Genomic DNA, 26,972 nt, shown 5'->3' on the forward strand with positions numbered 1-26,972 from the left:
CGAGAAGGGTGGAGGTGTTGGCCCACCAGTCCAGCCAGCAGTGGCCCTCGAAGCGGTCCACGCCACCCCTCTTTGAAGATCAGAATCCGACCGGGAGATGGTCGGTCTTGCGTGGTCGGTGGGCTTTGATGCTGCGGACCGGTTGGTCGTTGGTCCGCCGGAACGTGCGGGGGCCATCGTCGCATTCGACCGTGAGGGTGGTGTCGGTGACGTCGATGGTGACGGTCTTGCCGGCGTGCACGCGGCCGAGGGCGATCTTCTGGCCGACGACCATGACGACTCCGCTGTTGGTGGCCCGCCGCTGCACCCCGGTGGGTCCGGTGGCGAGTTGTGGGGTGGTCCGGCCGGGCGGGCACCTCGCAGCCGGATGATCTCCTCGCCGGTCAGCGGGTTGGGGCGGCGGGGCCTCAGGACTACATCTGCTGTCTGGCCACCGCTGACGGGGTCACGGCGAGCAGCGGATATCCAACCCGAACCACATCGCCCTCGCCAACGAACACAGCCACGATCAGTCCGGCGACTGTTGCCGGGATTTCTGTATCGACCTTGTCGGTCGACACTTCCGCTACCACGTCACCAATCTGCACCAGCTCGCCCGCGTGTTTCATGATCCGGATGACCGTTGCACTCGTGACTTCCTGACCCAATTGAGGCATCTCGACCGGCATTGTGCCCCTGGGCAGATCTGGCCAAGGCCGTGCGTCCACAGCGGCTCGCGCAAGGTGACGCCTGCGAGCATCAACTGCGAGGGCGATCACAAGCGCGAGCCCGACCAGTGGCGCAACAATGTTCCACACCGCATGCAGCAATCTCACTCCCCAGATTATGGCTGACTTCTTGGACCCCGCCGGCCGCTCAGCGAGGGCGCCGGCGCCGCCGGGAGTTGCGAGCCGAGTACGAACGAGCCCCGGTTTCCCTGGCCATCTACCTGGCCGCCCAACTCGTCGACGCTGTCCAGGGCCGTGGTGTGAACGTGACCGCGCCGTTCCTGTCCCTCGCTCAAATCCGCAACCGTCTTACGCTCACCGCCCGAGACGGCCCTGCCGATGAGCGGAGGTTGCAGGCAGGAGACGCTGGGGTACCTCCTGCGCATGTTCGAAGTTTTCACAGACGAGCGGGTCGACGTCGGTGAAGTGGAGCTGCGGGTCCGGTACGCCGGACAGGGTCCACCGGTCCTGCTCGTCCACGGGCATCCGCGTACCGGATCGACGTGGCACCGGGTCGCGCCGCGACTGGTGGATCTCGGCTTCACGGTGGTCTGCCCGGACATGCGTGGCTACGGACAGTCCGGAAAGGCGCGGATCCGCCCCGACCACTCCCAGCAGTCCAAGCGCGCGGTGGCCGGGGACATGCTCCGTCTGATGAACGCGCTCGGCCATCCGAGGTTCGCCGCTGTCGGGCACGACCGCGGTTGTTATGTGGCGTTGCGCCTGGCGCTCGATCACGCCGACGCGGTCAGCCGGCTGGTGGTCATGGACGGCGTACCCATCAGCGAGGCCCTCGCCCGATGCGACGCGAGGTTCGCTCGGGACTGGTACCACTGGTTCTTCTTCGCCCAGCCAGAGAAGCCGGAGCGTGCCATCATGGCCGATCCCGACGCCTGGTACGACAGTGCCGACCCGGAGCGGATGGGGGCCGAGAACTACCGGGAGCTGCGGGAGGCCATCCACGATCAAGCGACCGTGCGGGCAATGTTGGAGGACTACCGCGCCGGCCTCGGCGTGGACCGGGAGCATGAGGAGGCCGACCGGCGTGCCGGGCGTACCGTCCGTTGTCCGACGTTGTTCCTGTGGTCGACCCGTGACGACATGGAAGATCTCTATCGTGACCCACTCGCCGTCTGGCGGCCCTGGGTCGCGGACCTACGCGGCGAACCGATCCGGTCCGGACACCATGTCGCCGAGGAAAACCCCGACGCCCTGACAAACGTGCTGCACCGTTTCCTCGCCTGACCGATGCCGTCGATCCGCATCCGCCTCTGCCGTCGACCGCGCGCCCGCCAGGTGACCTCAAACCGTGTCGTCACACAACCTCGGCCAGCCTCCCTGGACAGCACAACCAGGAGGTCGTGAACTGATTCTCTGACAGACCCGGGTTGATCGTGCGGGCTCCCACCGATCTGCTCGACCAGGCTGTCGGCAGCCGCTGATCGCCGCCATGGTTTCGAAGGGGAGTGGACGTGGCTCGGTCGTGCCTGGTAGGCAGGCGGTTGTGCGCATCGTCTCCCTGCTGCCGGCGGCCACGGACATCGTGGCCATGCTTGGCCTGACCGGGCATCTGGTCGGGCGTACCCATGAGTGTGACTGGCCGCCGGGGGCCCTGGCCGACATCCCGGCGGTGACCGCGACCTCCCTGCCCGAGGCTCTGACGAGCCGGGAGATCTCGGCGGCGATCGCCGGTGACGCGCACCGGGGATCGTCGCTGTACCAGCTCGACGTCGCCATGCTGGAGGACCTGAAGCCGGATCTGATCCTGACCCAGGATCTGTGCGATGTGTGCGCGGTCTCCTACGAGCGGGTCAACGACGCGGTGCGTCTGATCGATCTCGACACCAGGGTGGTGTCCCTGGAGGCGCGGACCATCGACGGCATCCTGGACACGGTCGATGCCGTGGCCGCGCTGACCGGCACCGAGGGCAGGGCGGCGGAGATCCGCGCCGACGGCGGCCGTCGCCTCGCCGCGTTGCCGGGACCGGTGACCGGCGCGCCGACGGTGCTGTTCGTCGAGTGGCTCGACCCGTTGATGCCTGGCGGGCACTGGGTGCCGGAGCAGATCGCCTACGCGGGTGGGCGGTCGCTGCTGCTCGGGCCGGGCGCGCACAGCACCCCGCACCGGTGGTCGGTGGTCGCCGACCTCGCTCCCGAGGTGGTGGTGTTCGGGCCGTGCGGGTTCACGCCGGAGCGCACCTTCGTCGAGGTGTCGGTGGCGGCGACGCAACCGGGCTGGGCGGACCTGCCCGCGGTTCGCCAGGGGCAGGTGTGGGTGGTCGACGGGCCTGCCTACTTCAACCGCCCCGGCCCGCGGGTCGTCGACGGCGCGGAGATCCTCGCCGGCATCCTCGCTGGCCGCCCCGACTCCCGCGCTCGGCGGGTCCCCCTCGACGTCGGTTGACCCTGCCGCCCCTGGGCGGCGCGGACCGTGATGGCGGGGTTGGCACCTACCAAGGTCGCGCCTCATGGCGATCACCAACTGTTGTTCACGTCGCGGCCTGGTGCCGAACACCCGCCCGGAGCTGCCCGTTTCCGGGCGTTCGACACGGTGGGCCCGATCCCTGCCGCCGCTATCCCGGAGCGTTTCGTGCCCCTGCCCAGACGTCGTCGACGCGGCGCGGCGACAGCCCTCCCGCTGGCGGTGCTCGCCGTCGCCGCGGCGGTCCTGGCCGTGCCGGCCCCGGCGTCCGGGCACCCGTCCGGTGACCCGCAGACCGTGTCCGTCGCGCGCGACGACCAGCGGCCAGAGGTCGTCCGGGTACGGTGGCGCGTCGGCGGACCCGACGACCTGACGCTGCTCGGCGTCTCGCTCGGCCTGCTGCCGCCCGACCGCGTGCTGCTCGACGGCGCGGTCGACTACCGAACGACCGACCCCGCGGTGATCGCGTCGTCGGAGCGGTTCTCCGCGTACCTGCTCAAGCAGATCACCGTGGCCGACGGCGAGCGTCGCTGCCTCGGCGTGCTCGCCGAGTCGACAGCCCTGGCCCGGGCCGGTGCCACAATCGACTACACCTGCCCCGGGCCGGTCCACACGGTCACCGTCGCGGTGCGGACGCTGACCGACCTCAACCCCGCGTACCGTGCGGCGGCCACCGGCCCGGACGGACAACGCGCGGTGTACGGCGCGGGGGAGGACTCGCACGACTGGATTCTCGACGGCACGCCGGCCGTGGTCCGCACCCGCCGTGGCAGCGCCACCGCCGTCCCGCCGGGCCTGCCGGGGATCGGGGCCGCGGCTCTCGTCGGCGGGGCACTGGTGGTCGCGGCCGGGGTGCTGCTGGTGTCGCGGCGACGGCGACGACTGCGGGCCGTGGCGTCACGCCCCTGAGGCGCCGCCGACCAGGACGACCTCCAGTCGGCGTGGGCCGTGCACCCCCTCCACCCGGTTCAGCTCGATGTCGCTCGTCGCGGACGGGCCGGAGATCCAGGTCTGGGGCGCGCGCGGGTCCAGTCGGGTCAGCGCCTCCGGCAGCAGGCCCACGACCTGGTCGGCGCGGACGACGCAGAGGTGCCGGTCGGGCACCAGGGTGAGCGCGCGCCGCCCCTGCGTCGGGCCGGCGTCGAGGATGATGGTGCCGGTGTCGGCGACCGCCACGGCACAACCGGTCAGGACCGCGTCCATCGTGTCGAGCTCGGCCGGTGTCAGCGGGGGAGCGTCGCGGTGTAGCTGCCCGGTGTGGCCGGCCAGCCAGTCGGCGGGGACGTCGGTGGGGACGGCGAGCCGGTCGACCTCGGCCAGCAGCCCGGCCAGGGCGTCGAGCCCACGGTGGACTGTCGCCCGGTAGTCCACCAGACGGTCGACGAGGACCTCGACCAGGTCGGTGCGGTGGTCGGCCCGGCGGTATCGGCGGGGCACCGCCACCGGGGGCGGGTTGTCGGCCAGGGCCGTCCGCAGTCGCGCCAGGATCTCGTCACGGGCGGTCACTGCTGGTCCCACCATTCCCGGAAGGTCTGCGGCGCGGGCAGCGGCAGGTCCCGTGAGCGGGTCCACGCCGAGGCGGGCCAGGGCAGCCGGCGCAGCGTCCGGGCACCGGTGCGCCGCTCCCGGTACGCGCCGAGCGGGCCCGCGCCGGTGCGGGCCAGGCGCAGGGCGGCGGCCCAGCGTCGAGGGCTGCGCATCACCCAGGACAGGACGCGCATGGTGGCTCGTTCCGCCAGTGGATGCGGGGCCTGCTGGCGGAGGTGGACCAGGATCTCCGGGATGTTGATCTTCACCGGGCAGACGTCGTAGCAGGCGCCGCAGAGCGTGGACGCGTACGGCAGCGAGGCGTTGTCGGCCACACCGGTCAGTTGGGGCGACAGGATCGCGCCGATCGGCCCCGGATACACCGAGCCGTACGCGTGCCCGCCGGCCCGCTCGTACACCGGGCAGACGTTGAGGCACGCGGAGCAGCGGATGCAGGACAGCGCCGGCCGCCCGACCGGGTCGGCCAGCACCGCGGACCGCCCGTTGTCGACGAGCACGACGTGGACGTCCTGCGGGCCGTCACCGGAGGTGACGCCCGTCCACATCGAGGTGTACGGGTTCATCCGCTCGCCGGTCGAGGAGCGCGGCAGCAGTTGCAGGAAGACCTCCAGGTCGGTGAAGGTCGGCAGCAGCTTCTCCACGCCCACGACGCTGATCAGCGTCTCCGGCAGGGTGAGGCACATCCGCCCGTTGCCCTCGGACTCCACCACCACGAGCGTGCCGGTGTCGGCGATGGCGAAGTTGGCCCCGGACACGGCGACCCGGGCCGAGAGGAACCGCCGTCGCAGGTGCGCGCGGGCCGCCTCGGCCAGGGCGGCCGGCTCGTCGCTGAGGTCGGCCGGCGCGTCCGGCATGCGACGGAGGAAGATCTCCCGGATCTGCGTCCGGTTGTAGTGGATCGCCGGCACCAGGATGTGCGAGGGGGTGTCCTCGCCGAACTGCACGATCAGCTCCGCCAGGTCGGTCTCGTACGCGGCGATCCCGGCCGTCTCCAGGGCCTCGTTGAGCTCGATCTCCTGGGTCGCCATCGACTTGACCTTCACGACCTCGTCGGCCCCGGCGGCCCGGGTCAGCTCGACCACGATCCGGCAGGCCTCGGCCGCGTCCCGGGCCCAGTGCACGGTGGCGCCGGCAGCGGTGGCGGACGCCTCGAACTGCTCCAGCAGCTCCGGCAGCCGCCGTTGGACGTCCGCCTTGATCGCCGAGCCGGCGTCGCGCAGAGCCTCCCAGTCGGGCACCTCGTCGACCACCCGGGCGCGCTTGCCACGAATCGTGCGGGTGGCCCGGTGCAGGTTGGCCCGCAGTTGCGTGTCGGCGACGGCGGGCTTCGCCGCGGTGGGGAAGGGCAGCGGGGTGCGGATCCGCCCGGCTCCGGTGGCCGGTGCGACCGGGCGCGTCACGAGGTGGCTCCCGTCGCGGCGAGGATCTCGGCGTAGTGCAGGGCCCGCACGCCCGACCGGTGCCGGGCGAGGCCACCGCCGATGTGCGCCAGGCAGGAGTTGTCGGCGGCGGCGAGCACCCGGGCCCCGGTCTCGCCGACCCGGGCGCACTTGTCGGTGAGCATCGCGGTGGAGACGTCCGGGTTCTTCAGGGCGAAGGTGCCGCCGAAACCGCAGCACTCCTCGGCGTCGCCGAGCTCGACCAGCCGGATGCCGCGTACCTCGCGCAGCAGTCGCAGCGGCCGGTCACCCAGCCGCAGCAGCCGCAGGCCGTGACAGGTGGGGTGGTAGGTCACCGTTTCCGGGAACTCGGCACCGACGTCGGTGACGCCGAGGACGTCGACGAGCAACTCGGACAGCTCGTAGGTGCGGCCGGCCACCGATGTGGCGGGCGGGTGCAACCGCGGGTACTGGTCGCGGATCATCGCGGTGCACGACCCGGACGGCACGACGACGGCGTCGTAGGTGTCGAAGACGTCGACAAAGTGGCGCACCATCGGCATCGCCTCGGCCCGATAACCGGTGTTGGCGTGCATCTGCCCGCAACAGGTCTGGCCGGTGGGGAAGTCGACGGTGTGGCCGAGCCGCCGCAGGACGCGGGTGACCGCGATGCCGGTGGCCGGATAGGCGAGGTCGTTGACGCAGGTGATGAAGAGGGCAATCCGCATGGCGGCGTCGACCCGCCTTGACTGTATTGGTGTGAGCGAGTACACACTGGCGAACAAGATCCTATCGGAAACGGCTCTGCCGCCACCAGGCACCGGAGGATGGTTCGTGAGATTCATGCGCGTCGGCCCCGTCGGCCGGGAACGCCCCGTCCTGTACGTCGACGGGCGGCACTTCGACCTCTCGTCGCTGACCGCCGACATCGACGCGGAGTTCCTCGCCGGAGACGGCGTCCGGCGCGTCCGCGAGGCCGCCGACCTGCCCGAGATCGACGTCACCGGTCAGCGGGTCGGCGCGCCGATCGCCCGTCCCGGTGTGGTCCTCTGCGTCGGGCAGAACTACGCCGCGCACGCCGCCGAGTCGGGCGCCGAGCCACCGACCGCCCCGATCATCTTCTACAAGGCGCCCAACACCGTGGTCGGCCCCCACGACGACGTCCTGATCCCGCGTGGCTCCACGAAGACCGACTGGGAGGTGGAGCTGGCGGTGGTGATCGGCCGTCGGGCCCGCTACCTCGCCTCGCCGGCCGACGCCGCCGCGCACATTGCCGGGTACGTGCTGTCCAACGACGTCTCCGAGCGCGACTTCCAGCTCGCCGTCTCCGGTGGCCAGTGGTCGAAGGGCAAGTCCTGCGAGACGTTCCAACCGCTCGGCCCGTGGCTGGTCACCGCCGACGAGATCGACGACCCGCAGGCGCTGCGGCTGCGCTCCTGGGTCAACGGCGAGCCCCGCCAGGACTCCAGCACGAAAGACATGATCTTCGACGTGGCGTACCTGGTCTGGCACCTGTCCCAGTACACGGTCCTGGACCCGGGCGACGTCATCAACACCGGCACCCCGCAGGGTGTGGCGCTCTCCGGCCGGTTCCCGTACCTGGCCGCCGGTGACGTGATGGAGGTCGAGATCGACAGCCTCGGCCGGCAGCGCAACACGCTGCGCAGCGCCTGACGACGGTGCGTCGACTCGGAGGACTGCTCAAGAGGGGAGAGAAGGATGCGGTGTGACGGTCTCGTGGCGGTGGTGACCGGAGGTGGCTCGGGGATCGGCCACGCCTGTGTGCGGGCGTTCGTGGCCGCCGGCGCCCGGGTGGGCGTACTGGACCTGGACCTGTCGGCTCTCCCCGAGGATCCTCGCGTCCACGGCGTCCGGGCGGACGTGGCCGACCGGTCCTCCCTCGGTGCGGCCGTCGCCTCGGTCGCCGAGCGGTTCGGCGGCATCGACATCCTGGTCAACAACGCCGCCATCTCCGCCGTGGGCACGGTGGAGGACGACGACGACGAGGTGTGGAGCCGGGTGCTCGACGTCAACGTCTCCGGGGTGGCCCGCACGAGTGCCGTCGCACTGCCGTACCTGCGCCGGTCGTCGGCCGCGGCGATCGTCAACATCTCCTCGATCGCGGCGACCGTCGGCCTGCCCCAACGCGCCCTGTACTCGGCGTCGAAGGGCGCCGTGCACGCCCTCACCCTCGCCATGGCCGCCGACCTGGTGGCGGAGGGAGTCCGGGTCAACTGTGTCGCCCCCGGCACCGTGGACACGCCCTGGGTGGCCCGCCTGCTCGCCGGTGCGGACGATCCGACGGCGGAGAAACGACACCTCGCGTCCCGCCAGCCGACAGGCCGCCTGGTGACCGCCGACGAGGTGGCCGCCGCCGTCGTCTACCTGGCGTCGCCCGCCACCGGGTCGGTGAACGGGTCGTCGCTCCCGGTGGATGGCGGCATGTCCGGCCTGCGGGTACCCGCCCGGGTCGCCCCCGCACCCGCCCCCGCCGGGCCAGGAGCGGTCGTCTCCTGAGGGTGGCCGGCGGCCCGTGACATGATTACGCCCATGGGGAAACAGCAGGACGTCGGCGAGCCCGACCGTCACAGCGGGTCCGACGTCACCGACCACCGTCCGATCGGTGGCGACGCTGACGCACGGCTCGCTCTCGCACAGGACCCCAGCACGCCGCAGATGACCCTCATCGACCTGGCGTCCGACCCGTCGGCCGTGGTCCGCAAGGCGGTCGCCGCTCGGGCCGACGCGCCCGCGCAGGCACTGCGCCCGCTGACCCGCGACCATGATCGTCAGGTCCGGGAGGCCGTGGCGAGGAACCCCTCGGCCTCGATCGCCAACCTGATGCGTCTGGTCAAGGACGCCGACCGGTGGATCCGGTGGGCGGTCGCCAGCAACCCGGCCTGTGACGAGTCGGTCCGCCGAGCCATGTCCGAGGCATCCGACAAGGAGCTTCGCGGTCTCCTCGCCGAGCGCCGGGACCTGGAACCGGAGCTGGCCGCCAGGCTCGTCGACGACGTCTCACCCGAGGTACGCGAACGACTCGCCACCCATACCCACGACCCGGGCGCGATCACCGCCCTGCTGGGCGATCGCACCGCACGCGTACGCAAGGGGTTGGCCCGCAACCCGCGGACCACCGCCGCGCAGCGCAGCGCGCTCGCCGCGGACCCGGTGGTCGACGTCCGTGCCGCGCTGGTGCGTGCGGTCGAGCTGGGCGAGGCCGACCTGGCGCTGCTGCTCGACGACCGCTCGGTCCAGGTCCGCCTGGCCATGGCGACGAGCGAGATCGTGCCGGCGCACATCCGGCAGGCGCTCACCCGCGATCCCGACGAGATGGTGGCAAGCGCGGCCCGGGACTTCCGCCCGGGGTCCGGCACCTCCTCGGCGGTGCGGGCTCCCCGCATCGCCCACCGGCCCTCCACGGCCGGCGCGGGTCGACGCGGCGGCCCGCGCTAGGGCGGGCACGACCGGGCGGAGCCGGTCGCCTCCCCGGGCGGCGGGCGCGACCTCCGCGAGGTTGACCCGTGCGTGACGGAAAATGCGGCCCGGGTACTCAGGAAGGTCTCACCGCATTTACCAGTGTCGTCCCGATCCTCTCTAGGCTGCGAATGTCCAGTTCTTGGGCCTATGTCGGCAGGAGAGGACCAGCGGTGCGTATCAGAAGATCGAGGGCAAGGTTCGGGGCGATGGCCGCGGCGGTGGCACTCGCCGTGCCGGGGGGAACATTCGTCGGCGGCGCGGCGCACGCCGCCGGAACGCACGCGTGGACGTGGGGCAGTTCCCGTTACGCCACCACGAGCGTCAGCGGCTCCGGGCGGGTGCTGGAGACCGCCGACGCCACCGACACGAAGTTCAGCTTCGCCGTCCTGCCGGACACCCAGCAGGAGGTGCTCAACAGCAGCGACACCCGCTTCCTCAACCGCACGAACTGGCTGGTGCAGAACCGGTCCGCGCTGGACCTGCGCTTCGTGACGTCCTCCGGTGACGTGGTCAACTGGGACACCGCGGACCACGCGCAGTACGTCCTCGCCCGCAACGCGATGCGTCCGATCGAGAATGCCGCCATCCCGTACGCCCTGGCCGTCGGCAACCACGACACCCAGGCGCCCGGTCCCGGCGGCTCCGCCCGCGACCCCGCCCGCACCCGCGAACTCATCCGCGACACCAGCGTGTTCAACAGGTACTTCACCGTCAGCCAGTACCGCGCGGCCAAGGGGCAGTTCGAGGCTGGCAAGGTCGACAACTCCTACTCGACCTTCGAGGCCGGCGGCGCGCAGTGGCTGGTGCTGACCCTGGAGCTGTGGCCCCGGGTCGCGGCCGTGAACTGGGCCAGAAGCGTTGTCGCCGCCAACCCCCGGCACAACGTCATAGTGGTCACCCATGACTACATCGACGGCAACGGCAGCATCGAGCAGAGCGCCGGCTACGGCGAGACCAGCCCGCAGTATCTCTTCGACAACCTGGTCAAGCGGTACGCCAACATCCGGTTCGTCTTCTCCGGGCACACCGGCATCGCCGGCAACCGGGTCGACACCGGGGTCAACGGCAACAAGATCTACTCGTTCCTCCAGACGTTCCACTCCAACTCCACCAACCCGGTCCGCCTGGTCGAGGTCGACACCGCTGCCAACTCGCTGCGGACCTGGATCTACGCGCCGCACAACAACCGGTCGTTCACCGAGTACGACAGGTCGTTTACCGGTATCGGGGTGGTCCGCTGACGGTGGCCGGCTGATCGTCTGTCGGCCGGTGGAAGTCGATGCGGTGGTCGTACAGCCAGGCAAACGCCTCGGGGGTGCTGAACTTCCTCATGAACAGGGGGAACGTCACGTCGCGCAGGACTCGACTCATGCCGGTGGCCGCCTTGCTGCGGTTGACCTGTCTGGCTCCCGCCAGCACCTTGCTGACGCGTTCGGCCCGCAACCGTTGGTACGCGTGGAACGCCGCCGGCGGATCGTCCCGGTCCCGCAGGCAGCGGGCCAGCTGCACGGCGTCCTCGAAGGCCATCGACGCGCCCTGACCGGAGCTGGGTGAGCTCACGTGCGCGGCGTCACCGATGAGGACGACGCGTCCGCGGTGCCACCGCTTCGGGGCACGCATGTCGTGCAGGGGAAACCACGTGGAGTCCGGCGGTGTCGCGCGGATGAGCGGCACCGCCGGCGACCTGTCCCCGGCGAAGACCTCCAGCAACCGCTGGCGCCACTGCGAGCCGGAGGTCGCGGCGAGGTCGGCTGCGGTGGGTTCGTCGGCCCGGGGGAGATTGGCGAACCACCAGACGCTGCCGTCGGGGCTGGCCATGGAGGCGAAGAACGCCCGCCTGCCAAAGACCATGTTCATCACGCCGGGCTCGGTTTGCGGTGTGACCTCGCGGGTGATCCCGCCCGTGCCGATGAGCCCGACGTACCCGAGGTCGTGGTGCGTGTGGGGCTACGAAGCGCCGGGTCGTCGAGCCGATGCCGTCGGCGCCGATGAGCAGGTCGCCGACAGCTTCCGTGCCGTCGGTGAACACCGCGGCGACCTGGTCACCGCGGTGTTCGGTGTGGGCGAGGCGCTTGCCGTGGTGGATGGGCACGCCGCGCCGCAGGGCCTCGTGACGCAGCGCGGCGTAGAGGTCGTGGCGTCCGATGACGATCGGGAGCGTCCCGTCGGGCAGCGGTGTGCCGGTGTGTCCCTCGCCAAGGCGTCTGCCGTTGCCGAGCCACATGACGCCGCGGGGCACCGGGAAGCCGGCGTCGCGGACGACGGTGTGCGCGTCGAGGGTGCGTAGCGCGTCGAGACCGTTGAGGGAGATGCCCATGCTGGCACCCACGTCGTGAGCCGTGGTGGCGTACGCCTCGTAGACGGTGGCGTCGATTCCGACTTTCCGTAGTGCGATGGCGGCGGTCGGACCCGCGACACCACCGCCGATGATCAGTGCGTGAGTCACGTCCACTCGCTCCTGTTCTAGGCTTTCCGCGGGGTCATCCCACCAAAGAAGTAACTTCTCAAGGAAGTTACTTCTTTGGGAAGCTATCTGGGGAGAGGTGGGCATGTCAACGGGGCACGAGGCGCTCGTGGCGGCTGCCTGGGTGGAGATCCCGCAGTTCGTCAGTGCCACCGCGCTGTTCCAGTCGGCGGTGGCCGACCAGCTCGGCGTACCGGTCAACGACCTGCACTGCCTCAACCTCGTCAGCGCGGGTCTCGCCGTCACACCCACTCAGCTCGCCGAACGGATGGGCATGACCACCGGTGCGGTGAGCAAGATGCTCGACCGGATGGAGGCGCAGCGACTCGTCCGCCGCGAGCACGATCCGCACGACCGCCGCCGGATCACCGTGCACGCCAGGCCCGACCGGGCCGACGAACTGGCCGCGCTCTACCAGCCGATGGCCACCTACCTGACCGAGCGCATCGCCGGATTCACCGACGACCAGCTGCGCCTGTTGACCGACTTCGCCCACACCGGCCGCGAAGTGGCGCTGCGCGAGGCCACCCGACTCCGCGAGGGTGGCCGGTCCCACTCCACCCGGAAACGCCGGCCGCCGGATGGTCCACCGAGCTGAACGCGCGGCGTTGCGTGCGGGGAAAAGGGAGGCGCCTGCTGGCGTCAACGCTCCCTCTCGCGTGCTCCGCTCACCTGGTGGTCGTCGGGCCCGGCAGTCGGATGGTGAAGTGCGTGCCCCGGCCCACCTCGCTCCGCACCTCGATCGTGCCGCCGTGTGCCTCGGTCAGGTGGCGCGCGATCGCCAGGCCGAGGCCGCTGCCGCCGGTCACCCGGCTGCGCGACTCGTCGGCCCGCCAGAAACGGTCGAAGATCTTCGGCAGGTCGGCCGGGGCGATGCCGCTGCCGGTGTCCCGAACGGAGATGGTGGTGCCGTCCGCGCCGACCGTGACCGAGCCGCCGGGCGGGGTGTACCGGATGGCGTTCGAGATCAGGTTGCCGACCACCTGTCGTAGGCGTACCTGATCGGCCCGCACCACCGGGTCGGACACGACGCTGAGTTCCAGGCGCACCCCGGCCGCGAGCGCGCTGCCCCGGTGGCTGTCGACCACCTGCGTGAGCACGTCCCGCAGGTAGGTCGGTTCCGGGTCGATGCGCAGCGTGCCCGCGTCGGCGGCGGCCAGGTCGCCAAGGTCGTCGATGATGTGCTGGAGCAGCAGCGCCTCCTCGTGCAGCAGCGCCAGCAGCTGGGCGTCGGTCGGGGCCAGGTCGTCCTGCGCCGCCTCCAGCCAGGTGCGGATGTTGCTCAGTGGCGTACGCAGCTCGTGTGCCACGTCGTTGACCATGGTGCGGCGTTGCGCCTCGGCCCGATCCCGGCGTTGCGTGGAGTCGTTGAGGGCGCGCGCCAACCGGCCGATCTCGTCGCGGCCGGACACCGGGGCGGGCGTGCGCTGATCGGCCGCGTCGGTGAGGGTGCGCAGTGGCCGCACCAGGCGCCGGCCGACGAGCACGGTCGCCGCGACGGTGGCGAGCAGGACCGCGCCGGTGACCGCCACGATTCGCCCGATGCTGCCGCCGGACAGGCGCAGCGTGGTGTCGCCGGTGCCGGGGGCGGTGACGAACAGCAGCGCGCGGGGCGCCACGTACGGCCGGAGTTGGGTTCTGCGCGCCGATTCGACGCAGCCCCGCACGACGCCGACCGGCCCGGCCGGTTCGAGCAGCGACGGTGGCTTCACCTCGGTCTTCTCGTGCGCGGTCCGGACGACCGCCGATTCGCCCAGATAGGCATCGAAGGTCGGCGTGATGCGCAGCTCGGAGGTGCGGTCGCCGAGGTTGAGGCAGTGGGCGGTCAGGGTGGTCAGCGTCTGGAGTGCCTTCTTCTCGGCTGCGCTGACCAGGCTGTCGAGCGCGAACCCGCAGCTCTCGGTCACGGACCGGGTCAGGGGCCGCTCGGCCTCGGCGCGGACGTTGGTGAGCACGACGCTCGGGCGGCCGGTTGTCGCGACCTCGATGACCCCGTCGTAGCCCACCTTGTGGAAGCAGGCCAGGCTGTTCTTGGCCACCTCGCTGAGCACGTACCGGTCTTCGGTCGGCACGACGTAGGGCCCGACGGCCCGCTCGTCGATGTGCTCGTCGCCGCCGGTCAGGCCCAGGTCGACCTGGAGCGGATCCACCACGGCCGCGGGGCTGGTGTTCCGCAGCGCCGGCCCGGTCTGCGAGTCGAGGATGACCCGGTGGTCGTCGGTGGTGAGCGTGATGCGGCGGTCCAGCTCGGCGGCGCGCGATCGCACCAGGGCGGCAGCCCCGGACCAGTCGTGGTGGGTGGCCGCGTAACCGAGCAGCGCCTGGTAGACGGCCTTCTGGTCGGCGACCGCGCCGCCCTGCTCGTAGTTGATCGCGCGGGTGGTGGTCGTCGCCGCCAGCCAGGCGGTGGCCGAGATCGCGGCCAGCGCGATCACCACGGCGGCGACCAACAGCCGGGTCACCAGGCTGTGCCGCAGCGGCACCTGGTCCCCGCTCACGGTGTCGGACCCAGCGCCAACTTGTAGCCCACCCCGTGCACGGTGAGCAACTGCCGGGGTCGTCTCGGGTCGGTCTCGATCTTGCGGCGCAGGTTCATCATGTGGACGTCGATGGTGCGCTCGGTCGAGCTGCGGTCGAGGCCACGGGTGTGGTGCAGCAGCTGCGCTCGGGTGAAGACCCGGTCCGGTTGCTCGGACATCGCGGCCAGGATGGCGAACTCGCCACGGGTGCACTCGATCCGCTCGCCGTCGACGGTCACGTGGTGCCCGACCGGATCGACGCCGATCCGACCGATCTGCCGGATGCCCCGGTCGGTGGGCTCGGGCGCGCCCCGGGGCGCGCGGCGCAGCAGGGTACGGGTGCGGGCCACCAACTCCCGGGGGCTGAACGGTTTGGTCAGATAGTCGTCGGCGCCCAGTTCCAGGCCGAGCAGCAGGTCACTCTCGGCGCTGCGCGCGGTGAGCATGAGCACCAGGACGTCCGACTCCTGCCGCACCGTGCGGCACACCTGTAAGCCGTCCAACCCCGGCATCATCACGTCCAGGATCAGCAGGTCGGGCCGGGCCCGGCGGGCGGCGTCCAGCGCCGCCCGCCCGTCGTGCACCACGATCGTCTCGTGGCCGGCAGCCACGAGATAGCGGCGGATCCCCTCCGCGTGCCGCGGATCGTCGTCAGCGACCAAGACCATCGCACACATGCCGGCGATGATAGGCCGGCGCTGCGGCACCGAACCGGTTCCAGGCCCGACCTGACAGATTCCTAACGACTGCTCAGACACTGGACAGCGACTCGGTGGGGTCGAGCGAGGCCGCCCGCATCGCCGGGTAGACCCCGGCCAACACCCCGATGATCAGCGCACCGCCCAGCCCGACGGCGGCCGCCGTCGGTGGGATGGTCACCGGCCAGTGCTGGAGGGTGGCATAACCGGCGACGGCCACCGCGCCGGCCAGCACTCCGGCCACTCCGCCGAGCGCCGACAGCACGATCGACTCGGTCACGAACTGGATGCGTACCTGGCCCCGGTTGGCGCCCAGGGCCCGACGCAGGCCGATCTCGCGGCGTCGCTCCAGCACCGAGATGTACATCGTGTTGGCCACCCCGATGCCGCCCACGAGCAACGCGATCCCGGCCAGCCCGAGCAGCAGCGAGCTGAAGGTCTGCCGCACGGCCTGCTTGGCGGCGAGCCCGTCCGAGGGACGACTGACCTGCACGTCGCTGGGATGCTCCGGATTGGCCGTGGCGGCCAGCACCTGGCGTACCGCCACCACCTGGGCGTCGGTGGTCTGCACATAGATCCGGGTCGGGTGCCCGTCGAAGCGCAGCCAGCGGTTGGCCGCCTCCCAGCCGATCATCGCGGAGCGGTCGATCTCGGGTGCGAGGGGCACCGGGTCGAGGATGCCGATCACGCTGAACCGCTGCCCGCCGAGGTGGACCTGGAGCGGCTGGGAGAGGTCGACCGTGGCGAAGCCGAGCCGCTGGGCGGCGACCGAGCCGAGGACCACCGTCGGCAGGCGTTCCATCGCGGGATCCAGGAACCGGCCGGAGCGTACCCGGCCGTCGATCGCCGCGAGCAGGTTCGTCCTGGTGGCGACGACCGCGATGGCGTTGTAGTCGCCGGCGCCGGTCCGGTCGGAACGGGCGACGTTCAGCCCGAAGTCGGCGGTCGCGCTCGCCACCGTCACCGGCGCGATCCGGGACACCATGTCCACCGACTCGACGGGCAGCTGGACCGGTGGCTCGCGGTTGGGCGCCGGTGTGACCTGTAGTCGGTTGGTGCCCAGGGCGGCCAGTTTCTCCTCCAGTGCCCGCTGGCTCGACGCCGGGATCCCGGTGACCAGGATCAGGGTGGCGATGCCGATGGCGATGCCGAGCGCCGACAGGGCGGCCCGCGCCGTGCGCGTCCGGATGCCGAGCAGACCCAGGCCGACCAGGTCGGCCGGGGCCAGTCGGACCGGTGCGGCGTCCCGGTCCACCCTCGCCTCTTGCCGGGTACGCCTCATGCCGACCCACCGCCCGCCGCGGAGTCGGACACCAGGCGGCCGTCCAGGATGCGGAGCTGTCGGGGCACCCGGGCGGCCACCTCGTGATCGTGGGTGATCAGCGCGATCGTGGTCCCGTCCCGGTTCAGCTCGGTCAGCAGGTCCAGCACGGCCGAGCCGGTGGCCACGTCGAGCGCCCCGGTCGGCTCGTCGGCCAACACCAGCGCGGGCCGGTTGACGAGCGCCCGGGCGATCGCCACCCGTTGGCGTTCACCGCCCGAGAGTGCCTGCGGGTGGTGGTCGGCGCGGTGGGCCAGACCGACCCGTTCCAGTGCCGCCAGGGCCAGCGCCCGGCGGTGCCGGCGGTGGACGCCGGCGTAGAGCAGACCGGTCGCGACGTTCTCGGTCGCGGTCAGCCCGTCGGTGAGGTGGAACTGCTGGAACACGAAACCCAGCCACCGGCCACGCAGGCTGGACAGGTGCCGGTCGGACATGGTGGTGACATCCCGCCCGCCGATCAGTACCCGACCCTCGGTGGGCCGGTCCAGCGTGCCCATGATGTTGAGCAGGGTGGACTTTCCCGACCCGGACGGGCCCAGGATGGCCACGAACTCGCCCGTGTCGATCCGCAACGAGACGTCGCGCAGCGCCGTCACGTCCGCGCCGTAGCGCCGGGTGGCACCGTCGATCTCCAACACCGGGGTCACGACGTCGTCACCACCCTGGTGCCGGCGGTGATGCCGGTACCGCTGATCTGCACCATGCCGTCGGCGAACAGGCCCACCTTCACCGCGGTCAGGGCGCCGTCGGAGATCTGTACGCCGTAACCGCCACCGCTGAGCGCGAGCAGTGCGCCGACCGGGACGGCGAGTACGTCGCGCTCGGTGGTGCCGGTGAACCGGACCTCGACGGTGGCAGAGCTGATGTTCTGGATCGTCGAGGCGTCGTCCACCGCGATGACGACCTGCACCTTCGGGCCCTCCGAGCCCGGGTTGTCGCCGTCGGACTGGGCGGCCTGGACGTTGCTGCTCACCGAGGTGATGGTGCCGCTGGTGTGTGCGCTGTCCGGAAGGGTGATCTGCACCTTCTGCCCGGCACGGAGGTCGTCGGCCCGGCTGGCGTCGATCTCGACGGTGACCGCCTTGGCCTGATCGCTGATCGCCATCAGGTTGCCGGTGGCGTCGTCGCCGAGTTGGGCCGCGGCCGTGCCGACCCGCACCGCACCGGGCAGCACCAGAATGTCGCCGAGTGTCACGGTGCCGGTTGCCGGACGTACCCCCTTGGCCGTCTGCCAGCGCTTCACGGCGTCCTTGAGTGACCGGGTGAAGACGGCGTCCTGGCTGGTCACGACGGTCTGGTACGCCCCGGTGCCGGCGGCTGCCGGCGGCGAACCCGGCTTGTTGGCCCCTCCGTTCGTGGCCTCGCCGTTCGTACCCTGGTCGTTCGTACCCGGGTCGTTCGCGGCCGGTGGTGGCCCGCCCTGGACGGTCACCCGGGTCCCCGGTGCGGGTTGGGACCCGATCCGGTAGCCGAGCGCCCGAAGGTTGTCGGCCAGCACCTTGACGTCGCGGCCGACCATGCCGACCACGCTGATGTCGCGGAACATCGGCGACGACCCGTAGAAGAGGATCACCGGGCGGTCACCGGAGCGGTACATGATGTCGCCGCGGGCGATGGTGCTGCCGGACTGGGGCAACCAGGTGAGCACCCCGGGCGCGACACCCCGCAGCGTGCGCTGCTTGCGATAGCCGACCGTGCCGCTCTCGGCCCAGTAGTCGGAGAGGTCGGTCCGGACCACCTCGGCCGTGGCCACCCTGGCCGCGGCCGGCTGCGCGGCTGGAGAGTCGTCGCCGGCGCTGGCGTGGACGGCGTAGGCCACGCCGCCCAGCGCGAGCACGCCGCACGTGATGGTGATGATGAGGGGTTTCGTCTGCACGGTCGGCTACCTCTGCGTGAAGGCCGAGATCTCGCACTGACGCTGGATCTCCAGCCCCGCGTCGCTGTTCGCCTTCTCCAGGTTGGCCTTGGTCTCCGGCGCGACCCAGATGTTGGCGTTGTCCGTGCCTCCCTGCCGGATCTCCATCGACAGGCCCTGGTCCCGGACGCACTGCAGTTTCTCGCGCAGGTCGTCGGCGAAGTTCGGGTTCTGGTGCGGGTCGAGCTCCGGCGGGCCCAGCGGCTCCTTGTCGGCGCACGCGTCCACGGCCGGCTGATACTTCTTCTCGTCCATCTTGTAGCTGAGCAGCGGACCACCGTTTCCGCCCTGCGCCGGCGCCGACGGCACACCGTGCTGCGTCCAACAGGCGTAGTAGGCCTCGTAGCGGCGGTCGACCTCCTGCTTGGTCGCGCCGAGGGGGAGCTGGCGGTCGGCGGCGTTGCTCGACGCGGCCGGGCCGGCACTCGCCGACGTGGTCGCGCCCGGGAGCGCGGCCACCTGCGGCTCCGACGCCTTCGGGTCGTCGCCGCAGGCCGCGAGCGACAACAGCAGAACCGCCAAACCGGTGATCTTCACATTCGCTTTGTGCATGCGCGCCAGCTTGGTCGCCGCATGTCAGCTAATTGTTAGGTACGCACGCCTTTTTCGCACAGGTGCGATCAGGTTCCGGGAACTTTCCCGGGCCGGCCACCGACCACCAGAGTGCGCGGCTGAGCGGCGCGATCCGACGACGGCAACTCGGCATGGAGGAGCGCCCGTGGCACCCAGGACGGTGGTCTGTGCGCAACGGCGCCGCTGACGACGATCAGGTGACCCGGTGGGCGCAGGAGGCGGGCCGGGGCGACCGGCAGGCCGCCACCGCGTTCGTCCGGGCCCTGCAGGATCAGGTCCGGCGGTTCCTGTCGCACCTGGCCGGGCCGGGTGAGGCCGACGACCTGACCCAGGAGACGTTCCTGCGGGCGTTTCGCAACCTGCCCGGCTTCGCCGGCCGGTCGTCGGCGCGTACCTGGGTGTTCACCATCGCGCGACGCGTTGCCGTGGATCACGTCCGGACGGCGGTCGCCCGGCCACGGTTGGCCTCGGTGACGGACTGGCAGGCGGCGGCCGAGGCCGCCGGTGCGATCACCGCCGGCGCCGACGAGGGCGTCACCCTCCAGCAGGTGATCGCCGGCCTGAGCCCGGAGCGTCGCGAGGCGTTCGTCGCCACGCAGGTGCTCGGCCTGTCCTACGCCGAGGCGGCGGACGTCTGCGGTTGCCCGGTCGGCACCATCCGCTCCCGGGTGGCCCGGGCCCGCGAGGATCTCGTCGCCGCCTGGCAGGCCGAGGGTGGCCCGACCCGCGAGCAGCGAACCGGCTGAGGGCGGATACCGCCGCGCTCCTCGGCGCTCTGTCGAGGGCTCAGCTCTGCGCGTAACGGGTCCCCGTCCAGCGGTAGGTGCGATCCACCGGCACCTCGGGCTCGGCGTACTTCTTGGTCGAGGAGATGACCAGTCGCCCGCCGGTGACCCGCACGTCGTTGACCACCTCGGCCACCGGCCCGACCCAACTGCCGACCAGTTGACCGGTGCGCCCGGTCACGACCAGCACCTGACCGGAGGCGTCCTCGTCGCCGGCGCCGGCCAGACAGGACCCGTACACCACCGCCTCGTCGCGGCCGTCGCCGTTCAGGTCACCGTACGTCGCGGCGCCCTCGTCGTACGCGGAGGAGATGGAGATGTGCGGAGCGTCGCCCGGCTGGCCGCCCCTGCCGTCGACGAATCGGATCCTGCCGGTCAGGCACTCGTCGCCCGTCGATGCCGTCATGGTGATCGTGGCGTTCACCCAGTCGACGCCGCGCACGCCCAGCGGCGTCGGAGCGCTGCCGGTCGCGCTCGGAGTGCCGGTCGGTGACCCCGACCGCGACGGGGTCCGCCGGTCGGGTGGAGTCGAGGGCGACGTCGTCGGCGGCGTCGGCGGTGCCGCCGGCGTGGGGGAGACGCTCACCGACGGTGTCGGCGTGGGCCCGATGATCGGTGGGTCCCGGTCCGGATCGGGACCGAGCCTCGTGATCGTCGCGATGCTCCCGGCGGCGACCGCCACCACCGCGGCGAAGGACAGCGCGACCTTCGTCCTGGTGCGACGCCGGGCCCGGCGCACGATCACGTCGGCCGATGGCGCGGCGAACGACAGATGGCCGCTGTCGGCGTACGACCGCAGCACGAAACCGGTGACGTCGTCTCGACCGGGATCCGGCTCCGGGGGTGTCACGACGCGACCGCCTCTCCGCTCGACGTTTCGCTCAGATGCTCCGCCAGTTTCGCCCGGCCGCGGTGCAGCCACGACACCACGGTGCCCTGCGGCACGCCGAGGCTGGCGGCTATCTCGGCGGTCGGCAGGTCGGCGATGTAATGCAGCACGATCACCCGGCGCTGCCGCTCTGGCAGCGTACGCAGGGCGGCGACAAGTGCCACGTGGTCCGGCTGCACCGCCGGCACGGGCGCCACGATGGGCTGGCGGCGTAACGCGCGGGCCGCGACGGTGAGCCGGCGCAGCCGGTTGGTGGCGAGGTTCCAGGCCACCCGGCGCACCCACGCCACCGGATCGTCGTACGAGGAGATGTCGCGCCACTTCTGCCAGGCCCGCAGGAACGCCTCCTGGCTCACGTCCTCGGCCTCGGCCCGGTCGCCGAGATAGGCGTGGACCTGCGCGCTGATCCGGCCGTAACAGGTCTGGAAGAACCGGTCGAAGGCGGCACGGTCATCCGGCTGGTCGCCTCGCACGGCACCTCCTGCGGTCGGGGATCCTCCACCACAGACACACCCGGGGGCGGCCGCCGATTGCACCTGACCCGGGTGCAATCGGCGGGACCGCCGCGGTGTGTCTGTGGTGGAGCATTTCCCCCACCACCCTGGCGTTACCCCAGGCGGGCCTCGATGGCCTCGATGATGCGCGGACGCAGCTCGGCGGCGCGGATGACGGCGTCCACCGAGCCGACCTCGACGGCGCGTTGGATGTTGTGCACCCGGTCGAACTCCGTCGCCACCTCGCCGACCTTCTCGGCGCGCACCGACGAGCGCAGCTCGTCGAGTTCGGCGGTCAGCGCGGCGCGTTCGGTGCCGGCGGCGGCCGCGGCACGGGCTTCCAGGTCCCGCACCCGGGGGTCGGCCGCCGTGCGGGCGTTGACGTCGGCGGAGAACACCACCGCGGCGGCGGGGGCACCGCCGAGCACCGAGGCGAACGAGCCCTCCAGCGCGAGCACCGTCATGTTCGGGTTCAGCGCCTTCGAGAACACCACGAACGCACCGCCGTGGTAGCGCGAGATCACGCAGAAGACGATGGGCCCCCGGAAGTTGACGATCGCCCGGCCGATCTCGGCGCCGTACTCCAGTTGCAGCTTGCGCATCGACTCCGGTGAGCCGTCGAAGCCGGACAGGTTCGCCAGTACGACGAGGGGCCGGTTGCCGCTGGCCGCGTTGATCGCCCGCGCGGCCTTCTTCGACGAGCGGGGGAACAGCGTGCCCGCCGTGTAGGTGTCCGGGCCGTCGGTGGGCGGGAAGCCGTGCCGGGGCACCGACCGGGACTCGATGCCGAGCAGGCAGACCGGGATGCCGCCGAGGTGGATGTCCTGCACGACCGCCGTGTCCGCGTCCGCCATGCCCGCCCACCGCTCCAGCACCGGGTGGTCCTGGTCGGCCAGGGCACGCATCACCGTACGGATGTCGAACGGCTTCTTGCGGTCCGGGTTGTGTTCGACGGAGAAAATCTCCCCGACGGTGCCGAAGGCGCTGCCCGCCACGTTGTGCGGGAAGCCGGAGATGTCGCGGTCGGCGGGGTCGGTGGTGACCGCCCGCCGGGGCGCCGCCTCGCCGGGCGCGACGTACGTGTGGTCGTAGTGCGACATCACCACGTCCCGGGCGGCCGTCAGGTTCGGCGCCCAGTACTGCGCCTGCCCGTTCGGACCCATCACCCGGTCGTAGCCGCCGATACCGAAGTTGTCCTCGGCGGACACGCCGCCGGAGAAGTCGAGCGACTGCTTGCCGGTGAGCACCATCGCCGAGTCGGGTGTCATCACCAGGATGCCCTTGGTGTGCATGAGCATCGTGGCCTCGGCGTTCCAGTACGGCTGCGCGCCGACGTTGATGCCCGCGACTACGATGTTGATCTCACCGCCGGCCTGGGTGAACTCGACGATCCGCTTGAGCGCCGCGGCCACCCAGTCCATGTTCTCCGTGCCGGAGGTCATCGAGATCCGGGCACCGGCGGACAGCGCCCACCACTCCAGCGGCACGTTCATCCGCTCCGCGAGGTCCAGAGCGGCGATCACGCGACGGCACTCGGGCTCGGACAGGGCGCCCAGGGACTTCGTCGGGTCGCCGAGCAGCACCACCCGGGTGACGCCCTGCGGGTGCCGCTCGGTGGGGGTCGTGACCACCCCGGCGACGATGGCGGCGCTGTTGCGCCCCTTCGGCCGGTCCACCGGCACCAACGCGTGGTCGGCGTCGAGGTCGTGCTCGACGAAGGCACCGAGCCGGCCGGTCAGCTCGTACGGGTACACGGTGTTGCGGCTGCTGGCCCGCAGCACCTTGAGCCGGTACTCGTCCAGCGGCTCGATCGGCTCGACCGGCGGCTCACCGACGGCCAGCTCCGCGCCGCCCGCGGCGTCGAACGTGATCCGTACGGCGATCTTGGCCAGCTCGCCGGTCCGGCGGTCGCGCTGCCGCGCGATGAACAGGATCTCCTCCAGGCCGGCACCCACGGTCGTCGGGCGGACGCGCCCGGCGATCATCTCCATCTCCTCGCGGGTCAGCTCGCTCGGCGGCCACACGTAGACCACGATCCGGTTGGTGTGGAAGCGGGTCTTCGACGGTCGCCGCGACTGGGCGCGGCGGATCGAGTCGAGGCAGGCGGCGATGGCGTCCTCGGTCGTCGGCAGCGCCACCAGGCGGCCGTCCTGCTCGCGAAGCTCGGTCAGGTCACGCACCTGCGCGAACGCGACGAGGCGGTCATCCGCCCGGTTGTCCCGCGCCACACACTGGAAGAGGTAGACCTCCTCGTCCGTCGCCGGCAGTCGGGTCAGGTCGAACTTGTGCAGCCGCTCCAACTGCATCCGCTGCGCGATGTACGGGTGCAGGCCGCGGATCAGCCGGTCCTCGGCGAGCTGGGTGCCCGACGGGCGGAAGGTGAAGTGGTGGTGCATGACCGCCCCGCCGCGCCCCGCGACGGTGGTGGTGACCCGACGCACCTGGGGCGGCAGCGGGTGCGCGGCGATGACCTCGGCCAGCGCCGCCGCCATCGCGTCGAAGTCCTCCGGTTGGTTCTCCCAGCCGAGATAGATGTCGGCGTCGACGGAGTCCTCGTCGGCGGACAGTTCGGCCAACCCGCGCAGCGCGCTGCCCAACGCGTCGAAGCGCACCGCGGCGGAGACGACACTGGAGTCGGCACGCTCGGCGACGACGAACGTGCAGCCCGCAACCTGGTGCGTGCGTACGCTGGTGAGCGCCCTGTTGCCGTAGTACCGCCGGGTCAGCACCTCCAGCATCACCGCGTTGTCGAGGTGGTCACGGACGAGCCGCTGGCCGAGCAGCCGGACCAGCGGTTCGGTGCTGCGGACCATCTCGGCGACGCGCTCGGCGCGGTCCGCGGCGTCCGGGTGGGCGTCCAGGTGCCGCAGGTGCCCACGGACCCCGGCGTAGACGCGGGCGCGGTTGCGGCGCAGCAGTGGCTGGGCGAACCAGGCGAACACCACGCCACGGGCGAGGTCCGCGATCGCGGGGAAGCGGACCTGCGTCGCGGCGATCAGCCGTTCCAAGGCGAGACCGGCGGGCTCGCGCAGCGCCTCGTCCGGCGGGGTCTCCCGCAGCCAGGCGCGCAGCAGCGTCGCGATGACCGTGGCGTCGGCGGACGCGCGTTGCTGGGCGAGGAAGATCCGGAAGACCGCCGCTTCGAGGGCGGGGGAGCGCTCCAGGTCGGTGACACCGTAGTGGCCGAGCGCCTTGGCGAGCTTGGTCTGGAAGGCGTCCGGCACCCCGGCCCGCTCGACGTCGAGGCTCTGCAGGTAGGTGTGGAAGTACTCGCGGGCGCTGTGCACGTACGCGGCGCCGCCGTCCTCGCCGGTCGGCCGGTTGCGACTCAACTCGGCGAGGTCGGCGAACACCTCGATGAGGTCGAGCTCGGCGGCCAGGGGCCGCCGGCTGGTCGCCGCGCCCGAGGATCGCGGACCGGCCTCGGTGGCGGCCCGTCGGGCGGTGAGGTAGTCGTCGAGCACCCGCCGTTCGTCGTGCGGGTCGACGTCGAAGCCGAGCAGCAGGCCGCGCAGGTCCTCCTGACCGCGCCTGCTGCGCTCGTACGCCGGCACGTCCTCGGCGGCGGTGGGCAGGTCCAGTTCGACGGCCTCGGCGGTCGGGTCGGCCGCGGTCTCGCCGGCCTCGTCCGCGAGCGGCTCCAGGCGCAGCAACGGCGCACCCGCCTCCACCTGGCTGCCCACCGAGACGGCGCACTCCTTCAGCCGCGCCTTGAACGGCGCCCGCAGCACCGTCTCCATCTTCATCGCTTCCAGCACCAGCACGGGTGCGCCCGCCTCGACCTCGGCGCCGATCTCCAGCGGCGTGGCGACGACGAGCGCGGGCATCGGGGAACGCAGGACGCCACCCTCGTCGCGGCTGACCCGGTGCGTGACCCCGTCCACCTCGACCAGGTGGGTCGGCCCGTACGTGCCGGTGAGCAGGCGGTAGCGGATGCCGTTGACGACGATCTGGCCGGTGTGCCGGTCGAAGCGGTCCAGTTCGACGTCGGCGGTGCGCACCACGGGGCCCACCTCGATGCCGACGCGGAACCGGTGCGCGCCGACCCGGGCCACGCGCGTGCGGTAGCCGACGCCGCGCAACTTGAGGTCCAACGGGCGGCCGCTGGCGTGCTGTACCTGCGGGCGTCCACCGGACGCCGTGGACAGCAGCCGCTGCCGCTCGATGCGTTCGTCCTCCTCGTACGCCTCGATGGCGGCGGCGGCCAGCGCGACAGCGGAGTGCCGGTGCGTGACGAGCCGGCCCTCGCCGCGGACGCGGTCGATCCAGCCGGTGTCCGCGCTGGCGTCGATCACCTCGGGCTGGTCGAGCAGGTCGAGCACGAAGCTCTTGTTCGTCGCGCCACCCTCGATGATCACCGTGGTGTTCGCCATCGCCCGACGCAGCTTGCCGAGCGCCTCGTCACGATCGCGGCCGTACGCGATGATCTTCGCGATCATCGAGTCGAAGTCGGCCGGGATGGTGTCGCCCTCGCTGACGCCGGTGTCCACCCGGATGCCGGGGCCGCTGGGCAGGTCCAGCCGCGCGATACGCCCCGGCGACGGCGCGAAGTCACGGTCGGGGTCCTCGGCGTTGAGCCGCGCCTCGATGGCGTGCCCCCGCTCGGCCGGTGGCGCACCCTCCAGCCGCCCGCCCGACGCGACATGCAGCTGCGCCTTGACCAGGTCGAACCCGGTGGTCAGCTCGGTGATCGGGTGCTCGACCTGGAGGCGGGTGTTGACCTCGAGGAACGCGAACAGCCGGTCGCCGGGGTGGTACAGGAACTCGACGGTCGCCGCGCCCCGGTAGCCGACCGCGATGGCCAGTCGCTCGGCCGACGTCTTGAGCTCGGCAGCCTGCGCCGGGTCGAGCACCGGCGACGCCGACTCCTCGATGACCTTCTGGTTGCGTCGCTGCACCGAGCAGTCGCGGACGCCGAGCGCCCACGCCGTGCCCTGCCCGTCGGCGATCACCTGGACCTCGACGTGCCGAGCGCCGGTGACCAGCCGCTCCAGGAACACGATGCCGCTGCCGAACGCCCGCGCCGCCTCCTGGCTGGTCCGCTCGTACGCGTCGACCAGCTCGGCCTCGCTGCGGACCACGCGGATGCCGCGCCCGCCGCCACCCGCGGTCGCCTTCAACATCAGCGGGTAGCCGATCTCGGCCGCCGCCGCCCGGGCGGCGTCCAGGGTCTCGACGGCGCCGCGGCTCCACGGCGCGACCGGCACGCCGACCTGCTCCGCGATCAGCTTGGAGCCGATCTTGTCGCCGAGTTGGCGCATGGCGTCCGGGCTCGGCCCGACGAACGTGACGCCGATCTTCTCGCACAGCTCGGCGAACGCCGGATCCTCGGCGACGAAACCCCAGCCGACCCACGCGGCGTCGGCGCCGGTCTCGGTCAGGGCACGCTCCAGCACCGCCAGGTTGAGGTACGGGCGAGCGGATGCCGGACCGAGATCGTAGGCGATGTCCGCTTCGCGGACGAAGGTGGCGGTGCGGTCGACGTCGGTGTAGAGAGCGACGGTTTCGAGCTGTCTGCCGGTTTCCGCAGCCAGCTCGCGGACCGCGTGGATGAGCCGCATGGCGGCTTCACCTCGGTTGACGATGGCGACACGGTTGAACACCCGACTGACCCCTTAACTAGACCTCGAACTGCGTGCCGCGAGACGACGGCTCCCAGCAGTGATCACCCTTCCGTCTGGCGGCGGCCAGCGCTATGGCGCAACCACCGAACCAACAGTCCCTCAGTTGTAGGAAGTGCACAAAAGTTTTTGGCTGTCGCACATCGTCGATCGACAG

General features: G+C 71.6%; 24 protein-coding genes and 2 pseudogenes. 10 read left to right on the plus strand and 16 right to left on the minus strand.

Annotation, left to right across the window (positions count from 1 at the left end; genetic code table 11):
* Positions 1-79: 79 nt before the first annotated feature.
* Together AB0B14_RS00720 and AB0B14_RS00725 are read right to left on the minus strand one after the other, a co-directional pair.
* Positions 80-274, minus strand: coding sequence for a hypothetical protein (locus AB0B14_RS00720; RefSeq protein ID WP_357064453.1), 195 nt, complete (start codon positions 272-274; stop codon positions 80-82).
* Positions 275-413: 139 nt separating this feature from the next.
* Positions 414-815 (minus strand): lipoyl domain-containing protein, encoded by a 402-nt coding sequence (locus tag AB0B14_RS00725; RefSeq protein WP_357520382.1) that lies wholly within the window; start codon positions 813-815, stop codon positions 414-416.
* Between the two features lie 56 nt (positions 816-871).
* Between AB0B14_RS00725 and AB0B14_RS00730 the strand changes: the two are divergent.
* The 4 genes and pseudogenes from AB0B14_RS00730 to AB0B14_RS00745 form a co-directional block, all read left to right on the plus strand.
* Positions 872-958, plus strand: a pseudogene (locus tag AB0B14_RS00730) (flavin reductase); the annotation flags it as partial.
* A 133-nt stretch (positions 959-1,091) separates the two neighbouring features.
* Positions 1,092-1,952, plus strand: a complete 861-nt coding sequence (locus tag AB0B14_RS00735; RefSeq protein ID WP_357520384.1) for an alpha/beta hydrolase — start codon at positions 1,092-1,094, stop codon at positions 1,950-1,952.
* Between the two features lie 259 nt (positions 1,953-2,211).
* Entirely contained in the window at positions 2,212-3,111 is a 900-nt protein-coding gene (locus tag AB0B14_RS00740) for an ABC transporter substrate-binding protein (protein ID WP_357520386.1), read from the plus strand.
* A 186-nt stretch (positions 3,112-3,297) separates the two neighbouring features.
* A complete protein-coding gene (locus AB0B14_RS00745; RefSeq protein WP_357520388.1) occupies positions 3,298-4,038 on the plus strand; it encodes a hypothetical protein in 741 nt (246 codons plus the stop codon).
* Here AB0B14_RS00745 and AB0B14_RS00750 read toward each other — a convergent pair.
* The 3 genes from AB0B14_RS00750 to AB0B14_RS00760 are packed head-to-tail and all read right to left on the minus strand — an operon-like array spanning position 4,027 to position 6,784.
* Positions 4,027-4,635: an LUD domain-containing protein gene (locus tag AB0B14_RS00750; RefSeq protein ID WP_357520390.1), complete on the minus strand. Its 609-nt coding sequence runs from the start codon at positions 4,633-4,635 to the stop codon at positions 4,027-4,029. The genes AB0B14_RS00745 and AB0B14_RS00750 overlap by 12 nt on opposite strands.
* Positions 4,632-6,077, minus strand: coding sequence for a lactate utilization protein B (locus tag AB0B14_RS00755; RefSeq protein WP_357520392.1), 1,446 nt, complete (start codon positions 6,075-6,077; stop codon positions 4,632-4,634). The genes AB0B14_RS00750 and AB0B14_RS00755 overlap by 4 nt, the downstream gene beginning before the upstream one ends.
* On the minus strand, positions 6,074-6,784 hold the full coding sequence (locus AB0B14_RS00760) for a (Fe-S)-binding protein (RefSeq protein WP_357520394.1): 711 nt from the start codon (positions 6,782-6,784) through the stop codon (positions 6,074-6,076). Before AB0B14_RS00760 ends, AB0B14_RS00755 begins: the two co-directional genes overlap by 4 nt.
* Before the next feature lie 106 nt (positions 6,785-6,890).
* Here AB0B14_RS00760 and AB0B14_RS00765 point away from each other — a divergent pair, with 106 nt between their 5' ends.
* The 4 genes from AB0B14_RS00765 to AB0B14_RS00780 all read left to right on the plus strand — a co-directional run bounded on the left by AB0B14_RS00765 (position 6,891) and on the right by AB0B14_RS00780 (position 10,777).
* Positions 6,891-7,730, plus strand: a complete 840-nt coding sequence (locus tag AB0B14_RS00765) for a fumarylacetoacetate hydrolase family protein (RefSeq protein WP_357064438.1) — start codon at positions 6,891-6,893, stop codon at positions 7,728-7,730.
* A 45-nt stretch (positions 7,731-7,775) separates the two neighbouring features.
* On the plus strand, positions 7,776-8,573 hold the full coding sequence (locus AB0B14_RS00770; protein ID WP_357064437.1) for an SDR family oxidoreductase: 798 nt from the start codon (positions 7,776-7,778) through the stop codon (positions 8,571-8,573).
* A gap of 33 nt (positions 8,574-8,606) precedes the next feature.
* Positions 8,607-9,512, plus strand: coding sequence for a hypothetical protein (locus AB0B14_RS00775; protein WP_357064436.1), 906 nt, complete (start codon positions 8,607-8,609; stop codon positions 9,510-9,512).
* A 230-nt stretch (positions 9,513-9,742) separates the two neighbouring features.
* Positions 9,743-10,777: a metallophosphoesterase gene (locus AB0B14_RS00780; RefSeq protein ID WP_357520396.1), complete on the plus strand. Its 1,035-nt coding sequence runs from the start codon at positions 9,743-9,745 to the stop codon at positions 10,775-10,777.
* On the opposite strand, the gene AB0B14_RS00785 is transcribed toward AB0B14_RS00780, so the two are convergent.
* Complete coding sequence (locus AB0B14_RS00785) at positions 10,752-11,354, minus strand: NAD(P)/FAD-dependent oxidoreductase (protein ID WP_357520397.1); 603 nt, start codon at positions 11,352-11,354, stop codon at positions 10,752-10,754. The genes AB0B14_RS00780 and AB0B14_RS00785 overlap by 26 nt on opposite strands.
* A 196-nt stretch (positions 11,355-11,550) precedes the next feature.
* Positions 11,551-12,087 (minus strand): annotated as a pseudogene (locus AB0B14_RS00790) (FAD-dependent monooxygenase); the annotation flags it as partial.
* On the opposite strand from AB0B14_RS00790, the gene AB0B14_RS00795 reads away from it, so the two are divergent.
* The gene (locus AB0B14_RS00795) at positions 12,086-12,598 is read left to right on the plus strand and encodes a MarR family transcriptional regulator (protein ID WP_357064431.1); all 513 of its coding nucleotides are present in this window, start codon (positions 12,086-12,088) and stop codon (positions 12,596-12,598) included. The pseudogene AB0B14_RS00790 and the gene AB0B14_RS00795 overlap by 2 nt on opposite strands.
* 70 nt (positions 12,599-12,668) lie before the next feature.
* Here the strand turns inward: AB0B14_RS00795 and AB0B14_RS00800 are convergent, their stop codons facing one another.
* From AB0B14_RS00800 to AB0B14_RS00825, 6 genes are all read right to left on the minus strand, one after another.
* Positions 12,669-14,498 carry a HAMP domain-containing sensor histidine kinase gene (locus AB0B14_RS00800; RefSeq protein ID WP_357520399.1) on the minus strand — a complete coding sequence of 610 codons (1,830 nt, stop codon included), beginning with the start codon at positions 14,496-14,498 and terminating at the stop codon, positions 12,669-12,671.
* On the minus strand, positions 14,495-15,196 hold the full coding sequence (locus tag AB0B14_RS00805) for a response regulator transcription factor (protein WP_357064428.1): 702 nt from the start codon (positions 15,194-15,196) through the stop codon (positions 14,495-14,497). The genes AB0B14_RS00800 and AB0B14_RS00805 overlap by 4 nt, the downstream gene beginning before the upstream one ends.
* Positions 15,197-15,269: 73 nt before the next feature.
* Positions 15,270-16,499, minus strand: coding sequence for an ABC transporter permease (locus AB0B14_RS00810; protein WP_357520401.1), 1,230 nt, complete (start codon positions 16,497-16,499; stop codon positions 15,270-15,272).
* Entirely contained in the window at positions 16,496-17,185 is a 690-nt protein-coding gene (locus AB0B14_RS00815) for an ABC transporter ATP-binding protein (protein ID WP_357064425.1), read from the minus strand. The genes AB0B14_RS00810 and AB0B14_RS00815 overlap by 4 nt, the downstream gene beginning before the upstream one ends.
* Positions 17,182-18,414, minus strand: a complete 1,233-nt coding sequence (locus AB0B14_RS00820) for an efflux RND transporter periplasmic adaptor subunit (RefSeq protein ID WP_357064424.1) — start codon at positions 18,412-18,414, stop codon at positions 17,182-17,184. The genes AB0B14_RS00815 and AB0B14_RS00820 overlap by 4 nt, the downstream gene beginning before the upstream one ends.
* 6 nt (positions 18,415-18,420) lie before the next feature.
* Positions 18,421-19,005 carry a hypothetical protein gene (locus AB0B14_RS00825; RefSeq protein WP_357064423.1) on the minus strand — a complete coding sequence of 195 codons (585 nt, stop codon included), beginning with the start codon at positions 19,003-19,005 and terminating at the stop codon, positions 18,421-18,423.
* Between the two features lie 152 nt (positions 19,006-19,157).
* Between AB0B14_RS00825 and AB0B14_RS00830 the strand changes: the two genes are divergently transcribed.
* Positions 19,158-19,772, plus strand: a complete 615-nt coding sequence (locus tag AB0B14_RS00830; protein WP_357064507.1) for a sigma-70 family RNA polymerase sigma factor — start codon at positions 19,158-19,160, stop codon at positions 19,770-19,772.
* A gap of 40 nt (positions 19,773-19,812) precedes the next feature.
* On the opposite strand, the gene AB0B14_RS00835 is transcribed toward AB0B14_RS00830, so the two are convergent.
* The 3 genes from AB0B14_RS00835 to AB0B14_RS00845 all read right to left on the minus strand — a co-directional run bounded on the left by AB0B14_RS00835 (position 19,813) and on the right by AB0B14_RS00845 (position 26,797).
* Complete coding sequence (locus tag AB0B14_RS00835) at positions 19,813-20,661, minus strand: hypothetical protein (RefSeq protein WP_357064421.1); 849 nt, start codon at positions 20,659-20,661, stop codon at positions 19,813-19,815.
* Entirely contained in the window at positions 20,658-21,173 is a 516-nt protein-coding gene (locus AB0B14_RS00840) for a SigE family RNA polymerase sigma factor (RefSeq protein ID WP_357064420.1), read from the minus strand. The genes AB0B14_RS00835 and AB0B14_RS00840 overlap by 4 nt, the downstream gene beginning before the upstream one ends.
* 134 nt (positions 21,174-21,307) lie before the next feature.
* The gene (locus AB0B14_RS00845; protein ID WP_357520403.1) at positions 21,308-26,797 is read right to left on the minus strand and encodes a carboxyl transferase domain-containing protein; all 5,490 of its coding nucleotides are present in this window, start codon (positions 26,795-26,797) and stop codon (positions 21,308-21,310) included.
* Positions 26,798-26,972: the final 175 nt, after the last annotated feature.

Origin of the sequence: Micromonospora sp. NPDC049171 (assembly GCF_040648275.1) — a bacterium.
In the GTDB taxonomy this organism is placed as follows: Bacteria; Actinomycetota; Actinomycetes; order Mycobacteriales; family Micromonosporaceae; genus Micromonospora.

Excerpts from the sequence above, each read along its gene's own strand:
- AB0B14_RS00795 (WP_357064431.1), top strand. The coding sequence starts at position 12,086 with ATGTCAACGGGGCACGAGGCGCTCGTGGCGGCTGCCTGGGTGGAGATC.
- AB0B14_RS00785 (WP_357520397.1), bottom strand. The coding sequence starts at position 11,354 with ATGGCCAGCCCCGACGGCAGCGTCTGGTGGTTCGCCAATCTCCCCCGG.
- AB0B14_RS00720 (WP_357064453.1), bottom strand. The coding sequence starts at position 274 with ATGGTCGTCGGCCAGAAGATCGCCCTCGGCCGCGTGCACGCCGGCAAG.
- AB0B14_RS00735 (WP_357520384.1), top strand. The coding sequence starts at position 1,092 with ATGTTCGAAGTTTTCACAGACGAGCGGGTCGACGTCGGTGAAGTGGAG.
- AB0B14_RS00805 (WP_357064428.1), bottom strand. The coding sequence starts at position 15,196 with ATGTGTGCGATGGTCTTGGTCGCTGACGACGATCCGCGGCACGCGGAG.
- AB0B14_RS00780 (WP_357520396.1), top strand. The coding sequence starts at position 9,743 with ATGGCCGCGGCGGTGGCACTCGCCGTGCCGGGGGGAACATTCGTCGGC.
- AB0B14_RS00770 (WP_357064437.1), top strand. The coding sequence starts at position 7,776 with ATGCGGTGTGACGGTCTCGTGGCGGTGGTGACCGGAGGTGGCTCGGGG.
- AB0B14_RS00760 (WP_357520394.1), bottom strand. The coding sequence starts at position 6,784 with ATGCGGATTGCCCTCTTCATCACCTGCGTCAACGACCTCGCCTATCCG.
- AB0B14_RS00775 (WP_357064436.1), top strand. The coding sequence starts at position 8,607 with ATGGGGAAACAGCAGGACGTCGGCGAGCCCGACCGTCACAGCGGGTCC.
- AB0B14_RS00825 (WP_357064423.1), bottom strand. The coding sequence starts at position 19,005 with ATGCACAAAGCGAATGTGAAGATCACCGGTTTGGCGGTTCTGCTGTTG.
- AB0B14_RS00810 (WP_357520401.1), bottom strand. The coding sequence starts at position 16,499 with ATGAGGCGTACCCGGCAAGAGGCGAGGGTGGACCGGGACGCCGCACCG.
- AB0B14_RS00830 (WP_357064507.1), top strand. The coding sequence starts at position 19,158 with ATGGAGGAGCGCCCGTGGCACCCAGGACGGTGGTCTGTGCGCAACGGC.